The following is a 21329-nucleotide window of genomic DNA, read 5'->3' as shown; positions in this document are numbered from 1 at the left end:
AGTTGAAATGGTTAACCTTAATATTAACCACAGTTATTTGGTTGGTTATAGCCTGGCCTGCACATGCAGTATTACTTTTGGACGAGCAGTTTCATGATTTAAGTAACATTGATACTGATAATACAACAGCATTGGTTGATTTAAACAATAATTGGGTACAACTCCCGGAGCAAAGCCTAAGTAGTGCTATTGCCATGCTGGAAGATAGTGAAGGATATTTTGTAGCAAGCAAAGATGGTATATTTCTTTATGAAAGAGATGACGTTACTGGTAGAGTTGCACAGAACCTAGCATTTTCAGCCCCAGTGGTGGATGCCACCGGGGTAGGGGTAAGACAAGACAATCTTAATATATGGGCTACAACGCAGGATAGTATTGCCTACTATAGAGCCACCGCCTCGGGATTAAGTAGTAATCCGGCCCTGAAAACAACAGGGTTGGTTGATGTGTTATCTATTGCCGCATTTAGCGATAGAGATTCTGCCTTGCTTTTACAGAAAACAGCAGATAATAAAGCAAAAATAACCCGTTATGATGCAGGGGGAACATTGTCCCCTGTATCAGTGTTTGAACCGGGCATAACAGACCCTAAAAACATTAGCATGATAAACAAAAGCCCGGATTTTAGACTGAATACTTCCGATACTTCTTATTATTTTATCTTTGATGATGCCACTGGAAATTATATAGAAGACCCTGCAAAAAGAATTACAGGTTTAATAGATCTTATGTCGGGTACCGGTGACGAAATAGGAACCTCTTTATTAACAAGAGACGAGCTTGCCTATTATATGAATAACGATGCCGGAGGAGTTGCAAAGGTAACGGCTTACAGCCCTGGGCCGATAAATAGGCCAGTGGCAGCGGCTTTACGTGCAGGTACATTTGATCAAGTATTTATCAATGAGAATGGAGTTGTTAATTGGTGGACCCTTAACGATGCCACAGGTGAAGTGGTTCGTGATACTGATATGGAAACAAGCGGGATAGAGCTTACTATTGGATATGCACATCCAAGGGATTATGTTTCAAAAGTAATGAGCAGTGCAATGGAATATAGTCTCGTTCGTATAACAGTGGATACAGCTATACCAATAGACACTTCAATTAGTTGGTATATATCAAGTGATGGTGGGGCTAGTTTTAGCTCCATAATTCCAGAAGATTGGACAGAAGTACCAGAAGGTAACGAATTTGTGGTAAAGGCTGTGTTAGATACTACTGACATAAAGCACACACCTATAATTAGATCAGTAAAATTAGAAGTTAATACAGCCCCGGATGCACCTGTTATTAATCCAATCGAAGGGTGTTTTGCCACAGCTACCCCACCCCTCGAATGGATCTTTTTAGACGCTGATGAAGGAGATTATCAAACAGCGTATCAGGTAGAAATAGCTAGGGCTTCAGATATGGCATTACTTATGGACAGCGGAAAGGTTTACAGTGAAAGTGAATCTTATACAATCCCTGCAGCTACCAATCCGGCTATACCTAATCCTTTGTGGGAGTCTGGTGACTACAAATACAAATACAGGGTTAAGACCTGGGATATGCACGACGAAGAATCCTCATGGTCTGAATGGGGCGATTTTTGTATTATTGCCTTTGACAGATTAAGGCTTTCAGAGATAGCAAGCCCGCCCGAGGAACAGCCTATTCCGGTGCCTGACAACCCTGAAACACATTTAATGATCCTAAGAGGAATGACTGAAGATGATTTGGCCAAAGTAAAAGCAGGAGCAAAGGTTGTAATGTTAATAGATAGTATAGGCCCAATAGCAGAATTAGATGCAAAGTTCCCTTATAATACGTATCAGTCGACTGTTAATTTAAGTTCTGTGCTTAATCCGGCCGGTAGTAATACAAATAGATGGACAGTTGAGTTTTGGACAGAACCAGGGCATGAAAAGGCACCCACAGGGACAGTGGTAAAAATGAATTTAAAAGGTGAAAGTTTAGATACTGATGTGCAAGGTGATATAGTTTTAGATGCCCCACCCTTTGCAGATGGTGCTGTAGTAATCCAAGGCAGTGTGTTTGACGACTGGCTTGTAGTATTGCAAGGGCGAGATCATCAGAACTAGAGTTGAGCTATTCTTAGTTAAAGCCACACCTCACTTGCTGGGTAAGTGAGGTGTTTTTAATATAGGGTACTGTAAAGTTTAAATTACCTTAAGGAAAGGAGGAGTGGTTTTTATAAACGTATTGAGCACTTTAAACACAGTATCAACTATTAAGGATGTCTATCTAACTAAACACCACCAAGGTGTTTGCCTATATACGACTGCCTTGGCAAAAGAAATGAAACTACCTGATGAGTTATATGAAATAATTCATCGAGCAGCAGCACTACACGATATAGGCAAGATAGGTATTCCAAACAACATTCTATTTAAAAAAGGGAAATTAACGCCTAACGAGTGGAAAATAATGCGTTTACATCCTGTGATAGGTGCAGAGCTTCTATCGGGGTATGATTTAGAAATCATTAGGATTGTTCGGCACCATCATGAAAGATGGGATGGGAGAGGCTATCCTGATGGCTTAAAAGGGGGAGATATACCATTAGGTGCTAGGGCTATTGCTGTTAGTGATGCTTTTGATGCAATGACAACCGAAAGACCATATCAAAGAGCTTTAGATAAAACTAATGCCTTGGCAGAGATTATACGTTGTGCTGGTAGTCAGTTTGATCCCGAGGTAGTTAAAATTTTCATCAACATACAAATGCGGGATTATTTTCATGAATGATATTCTTATCGCTAAAGCCATGGTTTATATTTTTGCTTCATTAATAATATGCATATGGTTCGTGTATTCTTATAAAGAAATCATCCTTTATTAATATAGGGTGGTTTTTTTATAGCTAATTAACATTTGATTCAAATAATATCAAAAAATATCTGGTTTAATACATTTTGATAATAACCGAATCAAGTTTGATTTAAAAGTATCAAATTGTATCTAATGGTATCAAAACAGCTCTAATAGTATTAAAAACTAATCAACTTTGATAATTAAGGGAGGAAAAATAAAATGAGTATTTTTGTTACGCCGGTGGGTTTAGATTCAGGGTACAGTTACATGAAAGCTATTGCATGCGGAAGGGCTCCTGTGGTTTTTGCTAATATGGTTTCTCCGGGCAGGGAAGTTACTGAAGATGGTTTAGAAGAGGTTCTAGGACAAGCGGCTCCAATAAAAAATATTGACATTTCCTTTACTCATAATGGAAAAAAGCACTATTGGGTGGGTAAAATGGCCACTTCCAGTGGTAATGATGCAGATTATTTTGAGGATAAGGACCGCTGGAACAGCGAAAAAGGTCGTGCTACTGCTTTAGCTGCCCTGGCACTTTTATGCCATAATGATCACGAAAGCTTTGTTTTAGCTACCGGTCTACCATTAGAAGATTATAAAGCTAATAAAACATCTTTAAAGAAAACCTATGAGCACACAATACCTGGCGCTTACGAAGTCACCTTTGAATCAGGCCCACTGACAGGAGAAACAAGGAGGTTTAATATAGTTGCAGCAAAGGTATATCCTCAAGGAATGGGCGTATTCTTTGATCAGTTATTAACCGAAGATGGCGAACAGATAGATAGCCATCCGCTTTTAGAAGATGGTGCTGTTTGCGGTTTAATTGACGTAGGTAGAAGGACAACTAATTTATGTCTTTTTGATGATTTTACACTCTCAAAAGATTTTAGCTGTAGCATTAATTATGGAATTTCTATGGTTCACGAAAAATTACAGAATTTCCTTAGTAAGCATGGACGTTTTGTAAAAAACAGAGATATCGAGGCAATTTTAAAGAAGGACACGTTTAAAGGGCTGGATGTTAAAACACCAAGAGAAAAGGCCCTTCAGGAATTAGCTGAGATAATTGTAAGCGAAGCCGAAAATCGTTGGGCTGATAAATCTTTGCTGGAAAATATCTATGTTGGTGGCGGTGGTGGACAGGCAGTGTTTCAATTTTTGAATTTTAAAGAGTATCAAAAGAATATGGTTAATGAACCGCAACTATCCAATGCCCGCGGTTTTTTAAAGGCTATACTAAGCTTAACCTTGGCAGGAAGGGTGCAAAATAGAAATGGCGAATACATCGAAAACATTGAAGTGGCAGATTAATTTTGGCGTTACCCATGAGCTTGAATATAAAGAGATAATAGAATTTTTTAATAAGGTACCATCAAAACAAAAGGGTGCAATTGGTCGTAAAATAATGTTAGAAGGCCTAAAATCATTAAAAGAAAAAGGTGACCCAATAATTTTAGAGGTACTAAATTGGCCAGAAAAAGAAAGAACAGATCCACCATCCCAACACAGGAAGTTAATAACTCAGACAACAGAAGATGATCAGAAAAAGAAAAAAATTAATAATAAATTAATAGGTTTACTGGAAACTTAGCCCGTCATTTCGACGGGCCTTTTTATTTTATAGAGAGAGTAATATATTTTTTGGAGGGTGGATATATGACAGAATGTAAAATTTACAAGAAGCTTAAAAGGGTGGTGGCAAAGGAAGAGTTTGTAGTACTAACCGGCGATTTTATAAAAGCAGTAATATTGAATCAATTTATATACTGGTCTGAAAGAGTTCAGGATTTTGATAAGTTTATATCAGAAGAAAAAAATAGGGCCTCTCAGGAAGGTTTTGAGATTAATATTGAACCAACTAAAGGTTGGATTTATAAAAAAGCTGAGGAGTTATCGGAAGAAACAATGTTGAGGTTAGCCCCAAACACAATGCACCGCCATATTAAAGTCCTAATTGATAATGGTTGGTTGATAGAAAGGGCTAACCCACAGTATAAGTGGGACAGAACAAAACAATACCGCGTTGATCTTATAAAAATTCAAAATGACCTGTTGCAATTGGGTTATATTTTACAAGACTATAAAGTAGCTATTCCTTCTTCCAAAATGGAACTACGAAATTCCACTACGGAACTAGCAACTTCCAAAATGGAATTAGGAACATCCATAATGGAAAATGGAGAATCCAAAATGGATTTTCAAAGTTCGGAAATGGATGTTCAGACTTCTAAAACGGAAGATCAAAGCTTCCAAAATGGAAGAGCAATACCAGAGATTACTACAGAGATTACATACAGAAATATAAAAGAAGAAGAGGAAGAAGAGGGTGAAGAAAAAAATCAAAGTGTAGCTCAAAGTAAAAAACAAACGAGGGGAGATGATTCTGAGCAAAAAAATAAAAAATCACCAGATGAAATTCATTATGAAAATTATGAAACCGTAGTATTATTTTATTACCAACTCTTCGATGATAAATTTGACCAGAATACCCATGATATAATGCTGCCTTGGATAGAACGCTTAGTACGTGAACATGGCAAAGAAAATGTTATCTATGGCTTAACAAGGTTATCTGAACAAGAAAATGTCGATAACGCTATACGTTGGCTACAAAAAACCATTGAAAGCCCCTATGACTATCCACCCAAAGTAAGCTTAAAAAATACCAAGAACAACAAAAAAACAAAACCTGCTAATAAGACTAGGTCTGAACGAAAAAAAATGTTTGATTCTTTGTTAATGAGTTAAAGGATTGGTTTATTACAATCAACCAACTAGTCAAAATGCTCTCAGAAGCTCCTGTGTGCCCCTGTAATAGTAATTTGACAGTATTGGTAGTGTACTCTTTATGGTGGATACTTTTAGGCCCTTAGAAGCGATTTTGAACAAAGAATGACAAAAAGGATGGTGATACAACATTAAGACTTTAATTATTACTGAAAAACCTTCTGTAGCCAGAGATATAGCTGCAGTAATCGGACGGTTTGAAAAAAGAGAGGGTTATCTGGAAAACCAAAAATATATTATATCCTGGGCCTTTGGACATTTAGTTACATTGGCAGAACCTAATGATTATGGCGAGGTGTATGCAAAGTGGAGTATAGAACACTTGCCAATTATTCCGGAATCTTTCCGGCTAAAACCAGTTAGTAAAGGTACTGCCCAGCTTAAGATATTAAAAAACTTATTAAATTCGAATGAGGTATCGGAAGTAGTTAACTGCTGCGACGCCGGTCGGGAAGGTGAATTAATCTTTCGCCGGATATATAAATATTGCAAAAGCAGCAAACCTATCAAAAGATTATGGCTATCTGAAACAACACCAGCAGCTGTACAGCAGGCATTTAAACACTTGAAAAATGGACAGGACTTCGATAACTTAGCTGCAGCTGCCGAAGCAAGGGGGCAAGCTGATTGGCTTGTAGGCATAAATGGGACTAGAGCTTTCACGGTTCGTCACGGAGCAGTTTTATCGGTGGGGAGGGTGCAGACCCCAACCCTTAACTTGATGGTTACTAGGGAAAATGAAATCAAAAACTTTACACCAGTGCCCTACTGGGAGTTATGGGCTACCTTTCAAACGGACGAAGGCCTATATTACAAAGCTAAGTGGTTCCGGGAAAAAACAGATCGGCTAAATGACGGTAAAGAAGCCTTATCGCTGGTAGATAAAATAACCAAGGATAACGGGCAACCTCTTGTGGGGCAAGTGGTCTTACTGGAGCAAAAAGAAGTAAAAGAAAAGCCGCCTTTATTATTTAACTTAAACGACCTGCAGAAAGAGGGGAACCGAAGATATGGCTTCACAGCCCAGCAAGTTTTAGATATTGCCCAGTCCTTGTACGAGAAACATAAACTTTTAACATATCCGAGGACAGACAGTAGACATTTATCATCTGCCATGGTAGAAACCATACAGGATCGTCTGGAAGTAATTAGAAACAGCCCAAATTATCTAAATTTAATACCTAAAGAAGTGCCAACATTGAGTAAAAGACATGTGGACGATGGAAAAATTACCGACCACCATGCCATTATTCCCACTGCCATTAATTCAACTAATGTGCAGCTGAACACTCAAGAACAAAAAATCTTTGACCTAGTAGTTCGTAGGTTTTTAGCTATTTTTTATCCAGACGCACGGTATGCAATTACTGACGTAGTAACAGAAACAAGAGAAGAAAAGTTTAAATCCCGGGGTCGTGTAGAGTTGGATGCTGGCTGGAAAATTGTATGGAGAGATGTTACCAAAAAAAGCAAGCAGGATGATGAAGCTAGTGAGGATGAAGAACAATCCTTACCACTTTTAAAGCAAGGGGAAAAGGTTTCGATTAAAAACATTGAAAGCCTTGAGAAAAGGACAAAACCACCCAAAAGGTTCACCGAGGCAACTTTACTGGCGGCAATGGAAAGTGCGGGAAGATTCGTAAATGATAAAGAAATGGCAGACACTTTAAAAGCAACAGGCGGTATTGGAACTCCAGCCACAAGAGCGGCCATTATCGAAAGACTAATTAAAGTTGGATATATTACCCGGGATAAAAAATCCCTAGTACCTACAGCTAAGGGGCAGATTTTAATTGCTTTAGTTCCAGAACAATTAAAATCAGTGGAAATGACCGCCGCTTGGGAAGATGGGCTAAAACAGGTAGAAGAGGGTCAACAAAATGCTGCCTTATGGATAAAGGGTATCCAAGAATACACCCGAGAGCTAGTAGAATTAGTCAAAATTCAAGAAATAACTGCTGGTATTAAGACAGATAAGAAAGTTCTAGGCAAATGCCCGGTCTGTGGCCGGGAGGTGGTAGAAACAATAAAAAGCTATGGTTGTACGGGATACCGTGATGGATGTAAATTTGCAGTTTGGAAGGTAATCAGCGGTAAAAAAATATCCCCTAAACAAGCTGAGACTTTGATTTCCAAAGGAAAAACTAATAAAATAAAAGGCTTTAAGAGTAAAGCTGGGAAAAGCTTTGACGCTTTTTTGGTTTTGGGAGAAGGTGGAAAAATACAGTTTGATTTTGCTAGCTTAAACAATGCTAAACAAAAAGGCGGTGACGAGAAAGGAAATAAAATCCTAGGTAAATGTCCACTGTGCGGAAAAGACGTCGTTGAGAACTCCCGTGGCTTTAGTTGTATTGGGTACCGGGATGGTTGTAAATTTACCATCTGGAAAGAAATAGCTAAGAAAAAGATTACAGAAAAACAGGCTTTAGAACTTATAACCAAAGGGAAAACCAATAAAATAAAGGGCTTTAAGAGTAAAGCGGGAAAAAGTTTTGACGCAGCTTTAGTGATCGAAAACGGACAAATAAAATTTACTTTTGCAGAAAGGGTGTAATTTACATGGTAGTAACTTGCAAAATGAGACTATATTCAGGCTCTGGCCAAAAGATATGCTATCGTGATAGCGCCGATCGAGTGGGTCGGGTCTACTTAAACAAAGCTTTTGTTGATGAATTAGAGTTAGGAGACGACTTTTATCTACAAATAGCTAACTCTAAAAACGAGTTTCCTAACAAGGGTTATCGCACTAGAATGATTCCGAAGAAGGCTACTTTAAATAAAGTGCGCTATCATGAATCACTTGAAGAACTAGGTGAAATTGGAGATCTTTATATTAGCAAAGAGATCTTAGAATACTTAGGAGTTATCGGGGGTGATGTAGCAGTAAGGATTGTATCCACCGTAAATTTTAGTAAATTACTATTTACAGGAGGTGAAACCAGTGCTGCGGCTAGTGGGAGATAAGTCGCTTGAATTATTTAACCGTGGCAGTGAACAAATAATAAATCAAATCCCGGAAGGGCGTTTTAAGGATTGGGTTAATAATCATCGGGGGCTTGCTTTTGGATTAGCCTCCCTACCGGTGGTATTACCTGCAGGGTTTATCTTGGATGTATGGGCCTTAGGTAAAGTAGCTGGTTCTATATATGATCTAGGTGTTTATTTAAAAAGCCTTTCAATATTTGCCACACCAGAGCAAAAAGCTGCAGCTGCCGATAAAATTAAAATGGGTAATTATATCACTAATAATACTTGGGCAGTTACTAAAGTATGGTTAACCGGTACATACGAACCGGGAATGCCAGTTAAGGAACTAGAAAGAATCAAGAAAATATGGCAGTGGGGCAATATAACTCTAATGGCCGGTATACCATGGGCTTGGTGGAAGTTACAGTGGGGTATCCCTAAACACAGTGCCACTAAAGTTCACGGATTAAAAGTAGTTGATAACGCAGCCTTTGGTACTAATAGGTGGGCAGGGCTTAAGGACCTTAAAAATTTCTGCGAATTTGGCCCACCGGTGCCATTAGAAAAAAATAAAAGCAACCATGCCAAGTTCCCAGGGGGCAACTTAATTGGAGAAGTAGAGAAAAAAATAGTTAGAGTTAATTTTGAAAAAGTATCTGACGATACACCTAAAACAGCTCCGCACGTTTTAGCTTATGGTGGCACCGGTGCCGGTAAGTCATATAGTTTTGTGTCTGGAAATATTATATCAGGTGTTTCAGACGGGCAGAGCTTAGTTATGATTGATCCTAAGGGGGAGCTCTTTAGAACCTTTGCTAACTGGTTAAAAAAACTAGGATATCAGGTGCGGGTTTTAAATTTCATGACACCAGAACATAGTCACCGTTGGAATCCAGTGATAGAATGCATGGATGATGCTGAAATTTCTGAAATGATCGATACACTATCCAAAAACGCTACCAGTGGTAGCGAGTCATACTTCATGCTAAAAGGAATGGAATTAATGGAGGCCTTTATCGGTTTACTAAAAGGGGATTTTCCCACTGAACAACAACATATGAGGTCGCTAATGACCCTTGCCTCCTGGCCTGAAGAAAAACTAGATGCCAGATTTAAAACAGCCTTTGAAACAGATAAAATCAGTCCTATAATCTATGAACGCTGGCGTGGTGTGGTAAAGAAAAACTACGAATACGCTGTATCTAACCTTACAGCAGTGCTAAAGAATCTAACCACTGCTCCTTTGGCGGCCATGATGAGCGAACAGGAAATAGATCTAAGTGAAATTGGCAAAAAGAAAACAGCCCTATTCCTGATCATTCCTACTGGAGGGGAAGGTGTTTATCTAAAACCAATACTAGCTATGTTTTATAAATTTTTATTCAAGAGACTTGATAAACTGGCCTTTACAAGTCCAGGAGAACGATTACCGGTACCGGTTAGAAACGTCTGGGATGAGATGGCCAACGTGGGGGTTATCCCCGGTCTGCCAGAAGTCATCAGTACTGCCCGAAGTAAAGGAATTCACGTGCAAATGATCTTACAAACCCCTACGCAATTAGAATCCCTCTACGGCCGAGATGATGCCAAAACCATCACAGGGAATTGTCCCACGGTGATGATGATTGGCATTGCACCTGCTGACCGCGACCTGGCCAAGATGTTTAGCGAAATATTAGGCACCGCGGCAGTTGAAGCTTATACAGAAAGGGAGGATAGAACAGTACCAGGCAAACATTGGTTTGAATTTTCCAAGAAAACAAAAACCGTTATTGAACGCCCTCTAATGACAATGTCTGAAATATTTAAAATAGACCCAAGGTATTGTATAGCTCTCCTACAGTGGAGTAACCCTGTATATCTAAAAAAGGTTGGGTGGACTAAACTACCCCAAGCTAAGGATATAAGACGCTGTGGAATGCTTTCTGTAAAAGAATATGTTCCAGCAAGAGATTTTAACATCTGCTTGCCAGAGGATGACAGTGCTACATCTAGTGCCACTAAAACAAGCCTAGCTTTTACTACAGACTTAATTCAAGATCAAGAAACAGCCCCTAATAAGGCTAATCTTGAAGAACCTCTACCTTCGGAGAAAAATAAAATTATATTTTTAAGTAACTCACCTAATAATCATGAACCTAATCAAGGGAGCCCTGATGATAAGCAAACAAAAAAGGATGCGCAAGATATTAAACCTGAGGAAGAGATTGAGCAGACGGAAATAAACTTAGAACAACCAAATGAAGATTTAACAAAGTACCAAGAGGAATTTTCAGATGTTATTCCGGAGGATTTTTCGGAACAACTTACAGAGAATCCTAAAGGTGCTTTTTTTATACCTGAATTTACAGAAACCTTTGAAGAAAATTATCTAGGGGGTGGGGAGGAAGGAACTGAGATTACAGAAAAAGTTAAAACTACGAATTCTTCTTGGTAAAAACAAAATCTGGAGGGATGGATAATGTCAAATGATTTTATATTAGCACCTGAAGGTTTGCAAATGCGAGATATAGATGTATGGGGGCCGATTTATGATGCTAAAACCTATGGAACAATCATGGAGGCAAGGGTAGCAAGGGCGCGCTGGATCGGCACCCAGGGTGAGACCTGGGAAGTTGAATTTGATGATGCACCAGGTATAACAGGTTTAGTGCCAGCAGATCAGACTGGCTTACCAGAGGGGACTCCAATAAATGCCTTTGTAGGTTCTGTTATAGGCGTTAAGGTGATGGAAATAGACCGCAAAGAGGGGATAGTGGCCTGTAGTAGAAAAGAAGTGGTCAATATATCACTCTCAAAACTAATCAGACAGATAGAAGTTGGGCAAGAAATATCCTCACTTGTCAAATTTGTAGGTGAGCGTAGCGTGTACCTGGATGTCGGGGGCGGCGTAATAGTTGTGGTAGCAGCTAAACAAGCACGGTTATCGGACGGAGTACCCTTAGATGTACAGTACCGGCGCAGTGGAATAGTGAATGTAATCGTAACAGACTTGAATAAAGAAGAAAGAAGAATAGAAGTTGAACCAATAGATCCCTGGGAGAAGTGGACTTTTTCCCGGGGTGAAATTTTAACTGGTACCGTAGTGGCAGTTCGTGATACCGCTGTATTTATCAGTGTTAAACCAGGTGTTATTGGAATAGCACCGTACAAAGTCGGAGATGAATTTATTCACGGTGACCGGTTAGAGTTTCAGGTTAATAGCTTTAATCCTAAAAAGCGCAAACTACGCCTTGTTGAGTGGAACCCAAGGAAAGCCGGGCAACGTAAGCGAGAAAAGTACCGTGCCCAAGCTAGAAGAAAAGCTGCCCGGCAATCTAGAACAGCTAAAGGCGGAGAGAAAATTATAACCGGTGTGTTTTCAAATAAAACAGCACCTAGTGACGAAGAGGTTCTAAAAGATTAACAACTCTCCAGACTTAAGTCTGGAGAGTTGTTTGTAATAAAGAGGGGTGCGAATATATGGGATTACCAAGTATAAATATAGCAGGAAAACTTGTTGAAGACAGTGCTTTTGCAGTTGGCAGAAGTATGTTCATATCTAAACAATCTATACCACCAAAGAAATTGAAATTAACACAGGAGAGAAAGGTACTTGATATTTTACAGAAGCTTTCAATGGCTGAGGCGCTGATGACAAATAGTCTTGTCCGGCTTAATAGAAGCTACAGAACCAGTATCGAAAAAATATTAGTTAAACTTTTACACGAAGGTTTAATAAAGAATGTCTGCGTTGCCACCGAGCATACAATTTTTAAATTATGGATTTCTGCAGATGGGAAATTACCACGTAATGCACAAGAGGCTTGCCGCTTGGCTATATTAGGAATATTCTTTTCCTTAGCAAAAAAAGAAATTCCTAATTTTCAATGGCGGGTTATACGAAGTAACAAGTCTCCTATTTTAGGAGAAATGACGTTTGAGGGAAAAAATGGTAGCGAGAAGTGGGTTATTGACGTTCCTAGAAGAGGTGAAAAGCCTCAAGAGAAAGCCCATCTCTATATCTTTCCGACGCTGGAGGAAGCTATTATTCAGTCTCCTAATGGGAAAAAATTTACATCTGATATTATCTTAATAAAGGACTCAAGCAAACCTCTAAAAGAAAGAATTTTTGAATACAACAATTAGAAGGGAGGAGGGTGGAAGATCTGTACGCTCCACCCATTGTTATGATAAGAAAAAAATATGAGACTGCGTTTTTGTTTAATAAAATTAAACACGTAACCGGGACTAGGTATAATATTCGACCTGATTTAGATGATCTAAGAGAAGCGGAGGTTTCTGGGCTTTATACTAAAGAAACAACTGCTGGTTTTTTTAGGGCATATACTTTAACCCCAGTTCATATGGGGCTTGTTAAATTTATAAATAAATATGGTTTTTTATCAATGAATCAACTTATATCTTTGGGCGAAAGGGCAGTTTGGCCAGGAACTGACCTAAACAATATTATATACCAATGTGTTGCTTATGGTTTACTATTTAAAAACCAAATACTTTTTGATAACTATGCCACAATCGATCTTTTTGGGCTTGATACCGGGGGATATTTTGCACTCGAAGAGGTTGGAACAAAACAGAATAAATTACTATATACTCAGGGAATAGATGAACGACTAAACATTTACCGCAAGGCAGTGTATTTGGTAAGGTATAATAATTCCCAAACAAAGAATATATATATGCTGGAGGATATTATAGGAGAGGTTAATTTAAAATCTTATACAGAAAAAACTTTACTATTTGATTCGAAAATAGCCAAAATATTAAATATTGAACAGCAAATCTCTGAGATGGTCAGTGAATTAAATAGTATTGGTGCTAGAGTAGTAGATATTAGTAATGAGTGTGGATTTAACTTAGATACTCCTACCGCAGTGACAAATATAACTTAACAATTCAAGGTTGACAATTTACAAACAATGGTATATGTTGAGGTTATTAAAAAGTATGATTTTTAAATTTTAATAAAGTTTTTCCTAAAAAACAATATAAAACCTATCGAAAACCCTCCCCGGTTTTTCTACTGGAATGTAGTGAAAAAATCAGCGAAGAGCGATTTTTAAAGGTAGGTACGGCTCAAGGAAAGATTTCAGCGAAGAGCGAATTGAATCTTTGAGTATCGTGCTAATCAGCGAAGAGCGATTAGTAATTATTTCACAGCGAAGAGCGTGAAAAGTCTTTAACAAGCGACGAGCGTTAGAGACGAACCTTATGGGGAAACTAACACCTACCAAAACCTTTCCCGGTTTTTAAAAGTAAACTTAAGCAACGAGCAAGTTTACGGTAGGATGGTCTGCTAGGACAGACGGTTTACACTAATTAACTTCGATTAATTGGTGGCGTACGGGACCCCCACGATAGCAGGGGCAACATGGAAGCTATGATTAAAAGCTTACCTGGCAGAGACCGGCTAGAACAGGTCTCGGAACTGAAACTCCAACAGGAGTGACGCATGGCGAGTGGGTACCGCTGGGGAAATGCGTTAAATGCAGAACCGTTAAAACTGAACACCCTAAGCACCGGCATAAAATGGATTCAGGGGATATCTCCAGCCCGGTGTTACGAGTGAAGATCCTCAGAGCGTAATGCGGAATTTAAAGAGTTATTAGTTGGGCACGTTTAAGTTTTTTGTGCCTAGTAGAATATTGAAAGACACTATTAAAAATCGGGCATTAGCCTGATTGTTTTTGGTGTCTTTTTTATTATGTCTTTAATTTAAAAGCCGTTTTAGAGATGTTGAGAGACCAAGTGTAAGAATACATAGGTCTCTTTTATTATTAAAAAAAGAGGAGGAATTTTAAATGTTAAACAAAGTTATTTTAATTGGAAGGTTAACAAGAGATCCGGAACCCCGTTATACTACCAGTGGGGTGGCAGTAACTAAGTTTAATATGGCTGTGGATCGACCCTTTGCTAATAAGCAAGGGGAAAGAGAAGTTGACTTTATTGACATTGTTACCTGGCAAAAGCTTGCAGAGGCTTGTGCCAATCATTTGGTAAAGGGTCAATTAGTGGCAGTAGAAGGACGGATGCAGATCCAGTCCTATGAAGATAAGCAAGGAATAAAACGTAAAGCTGTAGATGTTATTGCAGAAACAGTTAAATTTCTTAGTAAACCTAAAAACAAAGATTCTGCAGATAGCTATACCGGTGAAATAAATTTCTCCGGTGACGATAGCGAAGTTCCGTTCTAGAAAAAGTTCTGGCCAGAAGGCCTGTAATCCTACACATCTAAGGAGGTGAAGGATACGGGCCGACGGCTCGTATCGAAAGAATGAAAAAGTGTCCGTTTAGAGGATTCACTGACTGTCTACAGGAAAAATGCATGGCTTGGAGTAATTCTGATTGTCGTATGTTCGCGGTACCGGTGTTATTCTCTGGTTTAACCACTGCTTCAGATTCTATATCACAACCAGAGCCAACTATAACTGAAACTACTGCAACAAACGATAAACAAGAAAAAGTTAAAGAAAACCCAGTTGCAAAGGTTACTATTACGGAAATCGCAGTAACCAAAAACGGCAACACAAGAGCCATTTGCAAGGTAGAAGGCGGTAAAGAAAACCAAGTTATTATTGCTAAAAATAGTGTCGGAAATACACTGCAAGAGGGGCTGAACAAAGCCTTTGAAATCGAGTATAATGTAATGAAAGATGGAAATGCATGGTTTGCTATAAAAGCCAAGCAACTATAAAAGCTTTTATTCCCGGAAGGGGTAGGAAATATGGAAAATGAAAAGTTCCAAAAGCTTGTTTTAGAACAGTTACAAACTTTAACTCAGGGACAAGCAAGACTAGAAAGCGGCCTTGAAAAACTTGAGCTAAGGGTGGAAAACGAAGTAATTAATAAGCTAGAGGGTTTATATTTATATAGGGAAGTCCAAAACGAAAAGTTGGACAAGATTGAACAAAAGCTTACTGATGTTGAGGTAGATACTGACTATCTGGTACTGAGAGTCAAGAGACTTGAAATGATGGCTAAGTAAACCTCTAAAAAGATATGGGTCTTATTAGACTGTAGAATTTTTAAAAGAGAACGTAACCAAGGATATTTCCTCGGGCGTTCTCTTTTTGTGTATTTATTAAGAAATCAATAAACGGCCCTTCTGGCCGGTACTATCCATCGAAAGGGGGATAGGTATCGGCCAGAAGGTCGATACCGTTTTTATGCAAATGAATTTATGGGGTATTGAGGCACCAGAAAAGACAACGTTAGCCAAAAGAATTCTGGAAACAAAGTCAGTATATAAGATCGACATAAACACTGGTCAAAACGTATCAGTTTTGCTCACAGCATTATTAGGAGATATTCCAGATGAAACCATGCTCTACTTACTATCAAAAAAAATCACCGAAATCATGGAAATGAGTAGAGAAGAATTGCTACAGCTGAAAGGAATTACTCAAAAATCAGCATCGAGACTTATTGCGGTGTTTGAGATCCATAAAATGCTACTTAAAGAGAAACGAGATAGCAGTACTATTATCAATAGCCCGGATGATGCTGCTGCCTTAGTTATGGATGAAATGCACCACCTAGATCGGGAACACTTCTGTGCCATCTTACTAAATACCAAAAATCATGTATTGGCAGTGGAAACGATCAGTGTGGGCACCTTAAGCTCCTCGTTGGTGCATCCAAGAGAAGTATTCAAAATTGCCATCAAAAAAAGTGCTGCTGGGATGATTTTATTACACAATCACCCCAGTGGAGATCCCTCTCCTAGTAAGGAAGACATTGCTATAACTAAGAGAATTATGGAGTCTGGCGAAATTTTAGGCGTTTCAGTGTTAGACCACCTGATAATTGGTGATGGAAAGTTCGCTAGCTTGAAAGAAAAAGGACTAATGTAATAGGCGGCTCAAGCCGTCCAAAACCTTAAGGAGGTGAGGGACGGCGTATGCCGTCAATATATGAGTACTTACGCTAAGAAATATGTGAATCAACCATTACAACGGGTCAATCGGGGGCAACCTTGTCCTATCTGTGGCAAACCTGACTGGTGCTCTTTCAACGACCGCATAACCATTTGTATGCGTGTTGAAAGCCACCACCCGGTATCCGGAAGAATGGGCGGTTGGCTCCATAAACTGATTGAAAGCCCCTCATATTACAAACCTGAAGAACAGGCTGTTACAGTGGCTACAAAGGCCCCTGTAAAGGAGTGTGATCGGGTTTACAGAGCTTTTCTAAGGCTACTAAATTTAGAAGCCTACCACATGAAAGAATTAATGGAACACCGTGGACTTACAGCTAAAGAAATCCAAGAAATAGGTTTTAAATCTTTAGTAGGGGTTAAGCCATGGAAGATATGTAAAAAGCTTATAGACCTGGGATGTAACCTTAAAGGGATTCCGGGATTCTACCAGGCTCCTAATAAAAAGGGAAAGGGTTACTACTGGTGCTTTAACTATTATCCGGGGTTTATATTTCCAATATTGGACAAGGAGAAAAGAATCCAAGCCTTGCAAATTAGGCTGGATAATACCTCTAGGAATAGGAAATACCGGTTATTCAGTTCCGGTAGAAAACAAGCAGGATCATCCTGCGGTGTACCAGTTCACGTAGCCCAACCGATGTTAGTAAAGGATAAACGGATATGGGTAACAGAAGGTGCCCTAAAAGCTACTGTTTTAAGCCGAAAGATCGGTGCTGTAGTGTTAGGAACAGTTAGTTCTAATACCTGGGCACCGGTGCTGGAGTTATTGAAAGAGGATTATCTTGAAAGAGAAATTGTTGAGGCTTATGACCGGGATAAATACACAAATCACCATGTAAAAACTGCCTGCGAAGACTTCAGGCAGTCGGCATCTGAAACCGGCAAGCAATTAGTTGAAGCAATATGGAACGACCAGTACAAAGGCATTGATGATGCCGTGCTGGCCGGATGCAAGATTAGATATAGGAAAATTAATTAATGAAGAGGTGTAGAACATGACTGAAAATATTAAAAATAGTTTTCTAACCAAAGTAGCTTTACAAGCTGAAGCAAACCGGATGGTAAAAGGTGAACAAAGCTTACCAATGGAAAAATGGGCTATGATAGCCGGTGAGCATATGGGGCATTTATATGCAGCCGTCATGGACAACAAAAAGGACCAGGTGGAAAAGGAACTATTGCACGTAGTAGCTCCTTTACTAGAATTGTATATTGAAGTAGTAAAATCCAGTGGTGAAGCCAAGTGAAAATAATCCTAGAAAATGAGATGGAAAAACATGCTTGGCAAATAATGATGGCAGCCCATTATAAGTGGGAGAAGAATCATGGCGATATGCTACGAAACCAGATGGAATGGTACTTCAACGACATATATAAAGAAGAGACCGATGCCCTTATAAATAAAGAAGTTACTAAGAGGTTGGTTGATGACTACGGTCCCGATGGATTAGATGTTATTGGTGTAAGTGAAGAAATGTATGTTGCTCTTGAGCTCTTCCATCATCAGGATATTGATATGGATGTAGAAGAGTTTAAAACTGAACTAGTTGAAGAATACCGAGAACTAAAACAGCAATACGAACAAGATAAAGAGTGGGAAGCCTGGGATGTAAAAGATGAGCTTAAATCAATTTACTATAATTTCTTCAACGCACCAGAAGAGCTGACGGTAGTATATAACGGAGAAGTGATTCAGGAGTACAAAAATGACTAGTAATGAAAAGACGATTATTTAAAAGTAAATAGTATTAGCAGGGAGGTGACCTGCCGGGGATATTTTACCCGGTAGGGGTACTCCCTGGCAATTAAAATGGATCAGATTCAAACCAATAAAGTAATTTCCACAGACATTATATCTAAAGACACTGACTATGTTATGGAAACCTTTGATTTTGTAGATAGGTTTTTAGAACAGAAGTTATTTAAGTTCGTAAGATTAGCAGTACCGATATACCTTATATGCCATATGGTTTACTACTTAATTAAAGTGTTTTATACAGGAGGCTGGTAGGACGCTATTCAAACCGAAATTACAGAATGAGTTTTTTAGAAAGGTGATAGTAGCATGAAAAATGTAGAAGAGAAAATCTTAAATAAAATACGCAAGGTACTTGCGCTAACCAAAAGCACTTATCAAGAAGAAGCCCATACTGCCTTATTAAAAGCACAGGAACTGATGGCTCAACACGGGCTAACAATGGCAGAAGTTGAAGCGACACAAGAAAAATGTGAGGACAAGCAAGTGGTTGATACCTGTGTTGCTGAGAAACGAAGAAATTACTGGTACGAAAAGAACTTATCTAAGATTATTGGTGATAACTTCCGCTGTCATTGCTATGTCTCACCAGGCAGAGGGATTTATTTCATTGGACTAAAAGAAGATGTTGAAATTGCAACTGAGGTTTACCATTATGCACTCAACACGATGCTTTACTTATCAACTGATTATGTGAAAAGGTACCAAGAACAAACAATTAGTAACCAGCGCCTAAAGAACGACTATTATATTGGTTTTCTTAAAGGCCTTGGCGATAAGTTTAAAGCACAGGTAGAGACAAAGGGTTATGCCCTTGTCTTAGTAAAAGATGCTCTAGTCATTCAAGCTGTGAATGATAAAAAGCTAACAAAGGGTCAATCCAGCAAAATAGTAATTGGTGGCTCATCAGATGCTAGGGATGCTGGATACCGTGATGGACGAAGCTTTGACGAGAAACATAAAAGGATTGGTTAAAATATCAAAACGGTAAAAGGGTGATTTTGTGATTAGTGATAAGTATATTTTTGAGAATTGTAATGGAAATACTTATGCGATATTAATGCGAAAAGCTATGTGATGGGCCTGCCTATGCCCGTAAATCAATTAACCGAAGAGGGGAATGGATTTGGCCCGGTTACTCACTGGGCCTCCCCTTCAGGGGATAAAGTACAGATAGGTTTTGTGCCTGGCGGAGCCAGGTTTAACGGATTGGTTCACTTGAGCCTAAGGTGGCGGTAGCTACCTAATTTCCGGGGATGACAATAGTCATCTGGATCATCGGCGTCATTGGGTCCCGCGCCATATACGCGCCATCACGGTAGTGATGGAGGTCGTTTAAAGGGACATGGTTTAAGATGCGGTCTCACCGTTCGCCGCCCGCCGATCCCGGGTGTCGGAGATCAGCCGAATAAAAATCTGCACCAGCAGGTTTTTTTAAAAAGCTTCGATAGAAGCTTAGTTTACTATGTTCTTTTTCAGTAGGAAAAGAACATAGTAAACTTGAAAAGCCGCGTGGCGGCTGGATTTCTGACTACAACGGTAGTAGTAGGCAGTAAGAAACCCCAGCGCATGCGGAAGAATGCGCTGGGGTTTCTTACTGCCTAACAGTGGCGGTGGCCACTGTTAGGCCGCCCGGATTTTCCGGTCGGCAGACCGGTTACCAACAGCAACGGAAGTTGCTAACTAAAAAATGATCAGGGAAAAGGGGGGTTAATCCCACGGTAGTTGGTGGAGTTAACTGGTAGGTTTCTGATCCGCGGTAGAATTAAAAAAACTGGAGGTGAAAGTATGGGCAGATCGGCGCCAAGTAGAAAAAGGCAAATAGAAATGGCGTTAAAAGGGATCACCAAACAAGGTATCTCAAAACACCAGGCCAAGGAGGAATATAGGGCGGAAGCCCGAGCTAAAGGGGAAAGGATCTTAACGGCCAAAACAAACTATATTCACTCATCAAAATGGTATAATAATGTGCTAAATGTTGCTCAGCGTTATATTAAGTTTGCTGACGAAAATGGCTTTGGACATAAATACATTAATTCATATAACCATCAGGAAGCGGGGGTCGCCTTTTTTCAGGATTTAATAAACCGGGGCGTTAAAGATCTCCAGGGAACAGCATCCGCGCTACGGAAGTTTTCCGATGCCGTGGAAAAGAGGTTTGGTAATACAGTATCAATCGTTCCTAGTGATTTAAGGGGGATGATTAACCAGGCTCGGGCAGCTGGTAAAAAAATACCGATGAGCAAGCAGGAAAGATTGGATAGTCGTGAAGGTTATAGGGTTTACTCCAAAGAAGAGATGTCTCGAATTATGAAGCACGTCTGGCAGCAAAAGAACGGAGATAAATATGGGGTTGCTATTCGAGGCATGTCAGAATTGGGGCTTAGGGCTAAAGAGTGTGTTAAATTACAAGTTCGGGATATAGATTTCAATAGCGGAAGAGTTTATTTAAGATATGGAACAAAAGGTAAAAGAGAGCGCTGGGTACCGATTTCCAAGCCTTATCTAGCAGAATTGAAAAACATCTGTGCAAACAAAGGCCAAGAGGATATTGTTTATGACATGCCTGGGCGCAAATGGGAAAACCGTGCTAAAAACACATGGAGTTCTTTTAAAAAGGCGTGTAAGGTTAATGGCATAGAGCAACATAGAATTCATAATTTAAGGGCTACGTGGGCCACAAACAAATACTATGAATTCAGGGAAAAAGGTATGATAAAGTGTGTTTGGCAAGTAGAAAATTCATAGTTTGGCAGTTAAGATGTGCATAGCATCCGTATTTAGTTAATTAATGATTCTGCCTGCTAACTATCGATCATTTCCCCATTACCCCTAGCCAAGATAGCCTCCCGATAGCGATAGCTGGGACCGGTAAAGCCTAATATGTGGGCGTGATGGACTAATCTATCAATTAGAGCAGCTGTTAGCCGGTCATCCCGGAAGATATCATTCCAGCGGCCGAACTCAAGATTTGATGTTATAATAACGCTTTGCTGCTCGTAACTGTTTGATATGACGTTAAATAGTAACTGTGATGATAATTTATCAAAGGGA

General features: G+C 39.4%; 21 protein-coding genes. 20 read left to right on the top strand and 1 reads right to left on the bottom strand.

The window, feature by feature from the left end:
* Positions 1-2 precede the first annotated feature (2 nt).
* The 20 genes from BR02_RS0110345 to BR02_RS0110240 all read left to right on the top strand — a co-directional run bounded on the left by BR02_RS0110345 (position 3) and on the right by BR02_RS0110240 (position 21023).
* Positions 3-2087 carry a glycoside hydrolase family 78 protein gene (locus BR02_RS0110345; protein ID WP_031516838.1) on the top strand — a complete coding sequence of 695 codons (2085 nt, stop codon included), beginning with the start codon at positions 3-5 and terminating at the stop codon, positions 2085-2087.
* Between the two features lie 121 nt (positions 2088-2208).
* Positions 2209-2754 (top strand): HD-GYP domain-containing protein, encoded by a 546-nt coding sequence (locus BR02_RS0110340; RefSeq protein ID WP_207641016.1) that lies wholly within the window; start codon positions 2209-2211, stop codon positions 2752-2754.
* A gap of 285 nt (positions 2755-3039) precedes the next feature.
* Positions 3040-4134: a ParM/StbA family protein gene (locus BR02_RS0110335; protein WP_031516836.1), complete on the top strand. Its 1095-nt coding sequence runs from the start codon at positions 3040-3042 to the stop codon at positions 4132-4134.
* Complete coding sequence (locus BR02_RS0110330) at positions 4118-4414, top strand: hypothetical protein (protein ID WP_031516835.1); 297 nt, start codon at positions 4118-4120, stop codon at positions 4412-4414. The genes BR02_RS0110335 and BR02_RS0110330 overlap by 17 nt, the downstream gene beginning before the upstream one ends.
* A 65-nt stretch (positions 4415-4479) precedes the next feature.
* A complete protein-coding gene (locus BR02_RS14850; protein WP_051688270.1) occupies positions 4480-5571 on the top strand; it encodes a hypothetical protein in 1092 nt (363 codons plus the stop codon).
* Between the two features lie 169 nt (positions 5572-5740).
* Positions 5741-8164 carry a DNA topoisomerase III gene (locus BR02_RS0110320; RefSeq protein ID WP_031516833.1) on the top strand — a complete coding sequence of 808 codons (2424 nt, stop codon included), beginning with the start codon at positions 5741-5743 and terminating at the stop codon, positions 8162-8164.
* A 23-nt stretch (positions 8165-8187) separates the two neighbouring features.
* A complete protein-coding gene (locus BR02_RS0110315; RefSeq protein WP_169738599.1) occupies positions 8188-8574 on the top strand; it encodes a hypothetical protein in 387 nt (128 codons plus the stop codon).
* Positions 8564-11014, top strand: coding sequence for a VirD4-like conjugal transfer protein, CD1115 family (locus BR02_RS0110310; protein ID WP_238442460.1), 2451 nt, complete (start codon positions 8564-8566; stop codon positions 11012-11014). Before BR02_RS0110315 ends, BR02_RS0110310 begins: the two co-directional genes overlap by 11 nt.
* A 24-nt stretch (positions 11015-11038) precedes the next feature.
* Entirely contained in the window at positions 11039-11983 is a 945-nt protein-coding gene (locus BR02_RS0110305) for an RNA-binding protein S1 (protein ID WP_031516830.1), read from the top strand.
* A 56-nt stretch (positions 11984-12039) separates the two neighbouring features.
* Positions 12040-12705, top strand: a complete 666-nt coding sequence (locus BR02_RS0110300; protein ID WP_031516829.1) for a hypothetical protein — start codon at positions 12040-12042, stop codon at positions 12703-12705.
* Between the two features lie 11 nt (positions 12706-12716).
* Positions 12717-13472: a hypothetical protein gene (locus tag BR02_RS0110295; RefSeq protein WP_157834951.1), complete on the top strand. Its 756-nt coding sequence runs from the start codon at positions 12717-12719 to the stop codon at positions 13470-13472.
* A gap of 909 nt (positions 13473-14381) precedes the next feature.
* Positions 14382-14774, top strand: coding sequence for a single-stranded DNA-binding protein (locus BR02_RS0110290; protein WP_031516826.1), 393 nt, complete (start codon positions 14382-14384; stop codon positions 14772-14774).
* A gap of 80 nt (positions 14775-14854) precedes the next feature.
* Complete coding sequence (locus tag BR02_RS0110285; RefSeq protein ID WP_031516825.1) at positions 14855-15274, top strand: hypothetical protein; 420 nt, start codon at positions 14855-14857, stop codon at positions 15272-15274.
* 30 nt (positions 15275-15304) lie between these two features.
* Entirely contained in the window at positions 15305-15565 is a 261-nt protein-coding gene (locus BR02_RS0110280) for a hypothetical protein (RefSeq protein WP_051688267.1), read from the top strand.
* Between the two features lie 181 nt (positions 15566-15746).
* Positions 15747-16433 (top strand): RadC family protein, encoded by a 687-nt coding sequence (gene radC / locus BR02_RS0110275; RefSeq protein ID WP_031516821.1) that lies wholly within the window; start codon positions 15747-15749, stop codon positions 16431-16433.
* A gap of 180 nt (positions 16434-16613) precedes the next feature.
* On the top strand, positions 16614-17498 hold the full coding sequence (locus BR02_RS0110270; RefSeq protein WP_238442459.1) for a DUF3854 domain-containing protein: 885 nt from the start codon (positions 16614-16616) through the stop codon (positions 17496-17498).
* 16 nt (positions 17499-17514) lie between these two features.
* Positions 17515-17766, top strand: coding sequence for a hypothetical protein (locus tag BR02_RS0110265; RefSeq protein WP_031516817.1), 252 nt, complete (start codon positions 17515-17517; stop codon positions 17764-17766).
* Positions 17763-18233 carry a hypothetical protein gene (locus tag BR02_RS0110260; RefSeq protein WP_031516816.1) on the top strand — a complete coding sequence of 157 codons (471 nt, stop codon included), beginning with the start codon at positions 17763-17765 and terminating at the stop codon, positions 18231-18233. Before BR02_RS0110265 ends, BR02_RS0110260 begins: the two co-directional genes overlap by 4 nt.
* Positions 18234-18584: 351 nt before the next feature.
* Positions 18585-19250 carry a DUF2786 domain-containing protein gene (locus tag BR02_RS0110250; protein WP_031516812.1) on the top strand — a complete coding sequence of 222 codons (666 nt, stop codon included), beginning with the start codon at positions 18585-18587 and terminating at the stop codon, positions 19248-19250.
* An 813-nt stretch (positions 19251-20063) separates the two neighbouring features.
* Positions 20064-21023 carry a tyrosine-type recombinase/integrase gene (locus BR02_RS0110240; RefSeq protein ID WP_031516810.1) on the top strand — a complete coding sequence of 320 codons (960 nt, stop codon included), beginning with the start codon at positions 20064-20066 and terminating at the stop codon, positions 21021-21023.
* A gap of 56 nt (positions 21024-21079) precedes the next feature.
* Here BR02_RS0110240 and BR02_RS0110235 read toward each other — a convergent pair.
* Positions 21080-21329: ATP-binding protein (locus BR02_RS0110235; protein ID WP_169738598.1), on the bottom strand; the 250-nt coding region annotated here is incomplete at its 5' end.

Source organism: Desulfofalx alkaliphila DSM 12257 (assembly GCF_000711975.1).
GTDB lineage: Bacteria > Bacillota > Desulfotomaculia > Desulfotomaculales > Desulfohalotomaculaceae > Desulfofalx > Desulfofalx alkaliphila.
Note: the sequence above shows the minus strand (reverse complement) of the source record. Positions and strands in the feature narration are given on the sequence as shown.

What these genes read in the sequence shown, in the direction of transcription:
- BR02_RS0110335 (WP_031516836.1), top strand. Translation starts at nt 3,040, where the DNA reads ATGAGTATTTTTGTTACGCCGGTGGGTTTAGATTCAGGGTACAGTTAC.
- BR02_RS14850 (WP_051688270.1), top strand. Translation starts at nt 4,480, where the DNA reads ATGACAGAATGTAAAATTTACAAGAAGCTTAAAAGGGTGGTGGCAAAG.
- BR02_RS0110315 (WP_169738599.1), top strand. Translation starts at nt 8,188, where the DNA reads ATGAGACTATATTCAGGCTCTGGCCAAAAGATATGCTATCGTGATAGC.
- BR02_RS0110305 (WP_031516830.1), top strand. Translation starts at nt 11,039, where the DNA reads ATGTCAAATGATTTTATATTAGCACCTGAAGGTTTGCAAATGCGAGAT.
- BR02_RS0110300 (WP_031516829.1), top strand. Translation starts at nt 12,040, where the DNA reads ATGGGATTACCAAGTATAAATATAGCAGGAAAACTTGTTGAAGACAGT.
- BR02_RS0110290 (WP_031516826.1), top strand. Translation starts at nt 14,382, where the DNA reads ATGTTAAACAAAGTTATTTTAATTGGAAGGTTAACAAGAGATCCGGAA.
- BR02_RS0110285 (WP_031516825.1), top strand. Translation starts at nt 14,855, where the DNA reads ATGAAAAAGTGTCCGTTTAGAGGATTCACTGACTGTCTACAGGAAAAA.
- BR02_RS0110280 (WP_051688267.1), top strand. Translation starts at nt 15,305, where the DNA reads ATGGAAAATGAAAAGTTCCAAAAGCTTGTTTTAGAACAGTTACAAACT.
- radC (WP_031516821.1), top strand. Translation starts at nt 15,747, where the DNA reads ATGCAAATGAATTTATGGGGTATTGAGGCACCAGAAAAGACAACGTTA.
- BR02_RS0110270 (WP_238442459.1), top strand. Translation starts at nt 16,614, where the DNA reads ATGCGTGTTGAAAGCCACCACCCGGTATCCGGAAGAATGGGCGGTTGG.
- BR02_RS0110265 (WP_031516817.1), top strand. Translation starts at nt 17,515, where the DNA reads ATGACTGAAAATATTAAAAATAGTTTTCTAACCAAAGTAGCTTTACAA.
- BR02_RS0110250 (WP_031516812.1), top strand. Translation starts at nt 18,585, where the DNA reads ATGAAAAATGTAGAAGAGAAAATCTTAAATAAAATACGCAAGGTACTT.
- BR02_RS0110240 (WP_031516810.1), top strand. Translation starts at nt 20,064, where the DNA reads ATGGGCAGATCGGCGCCAAGTAGAAAAAGGCAAATAGAAATGGCGTTA.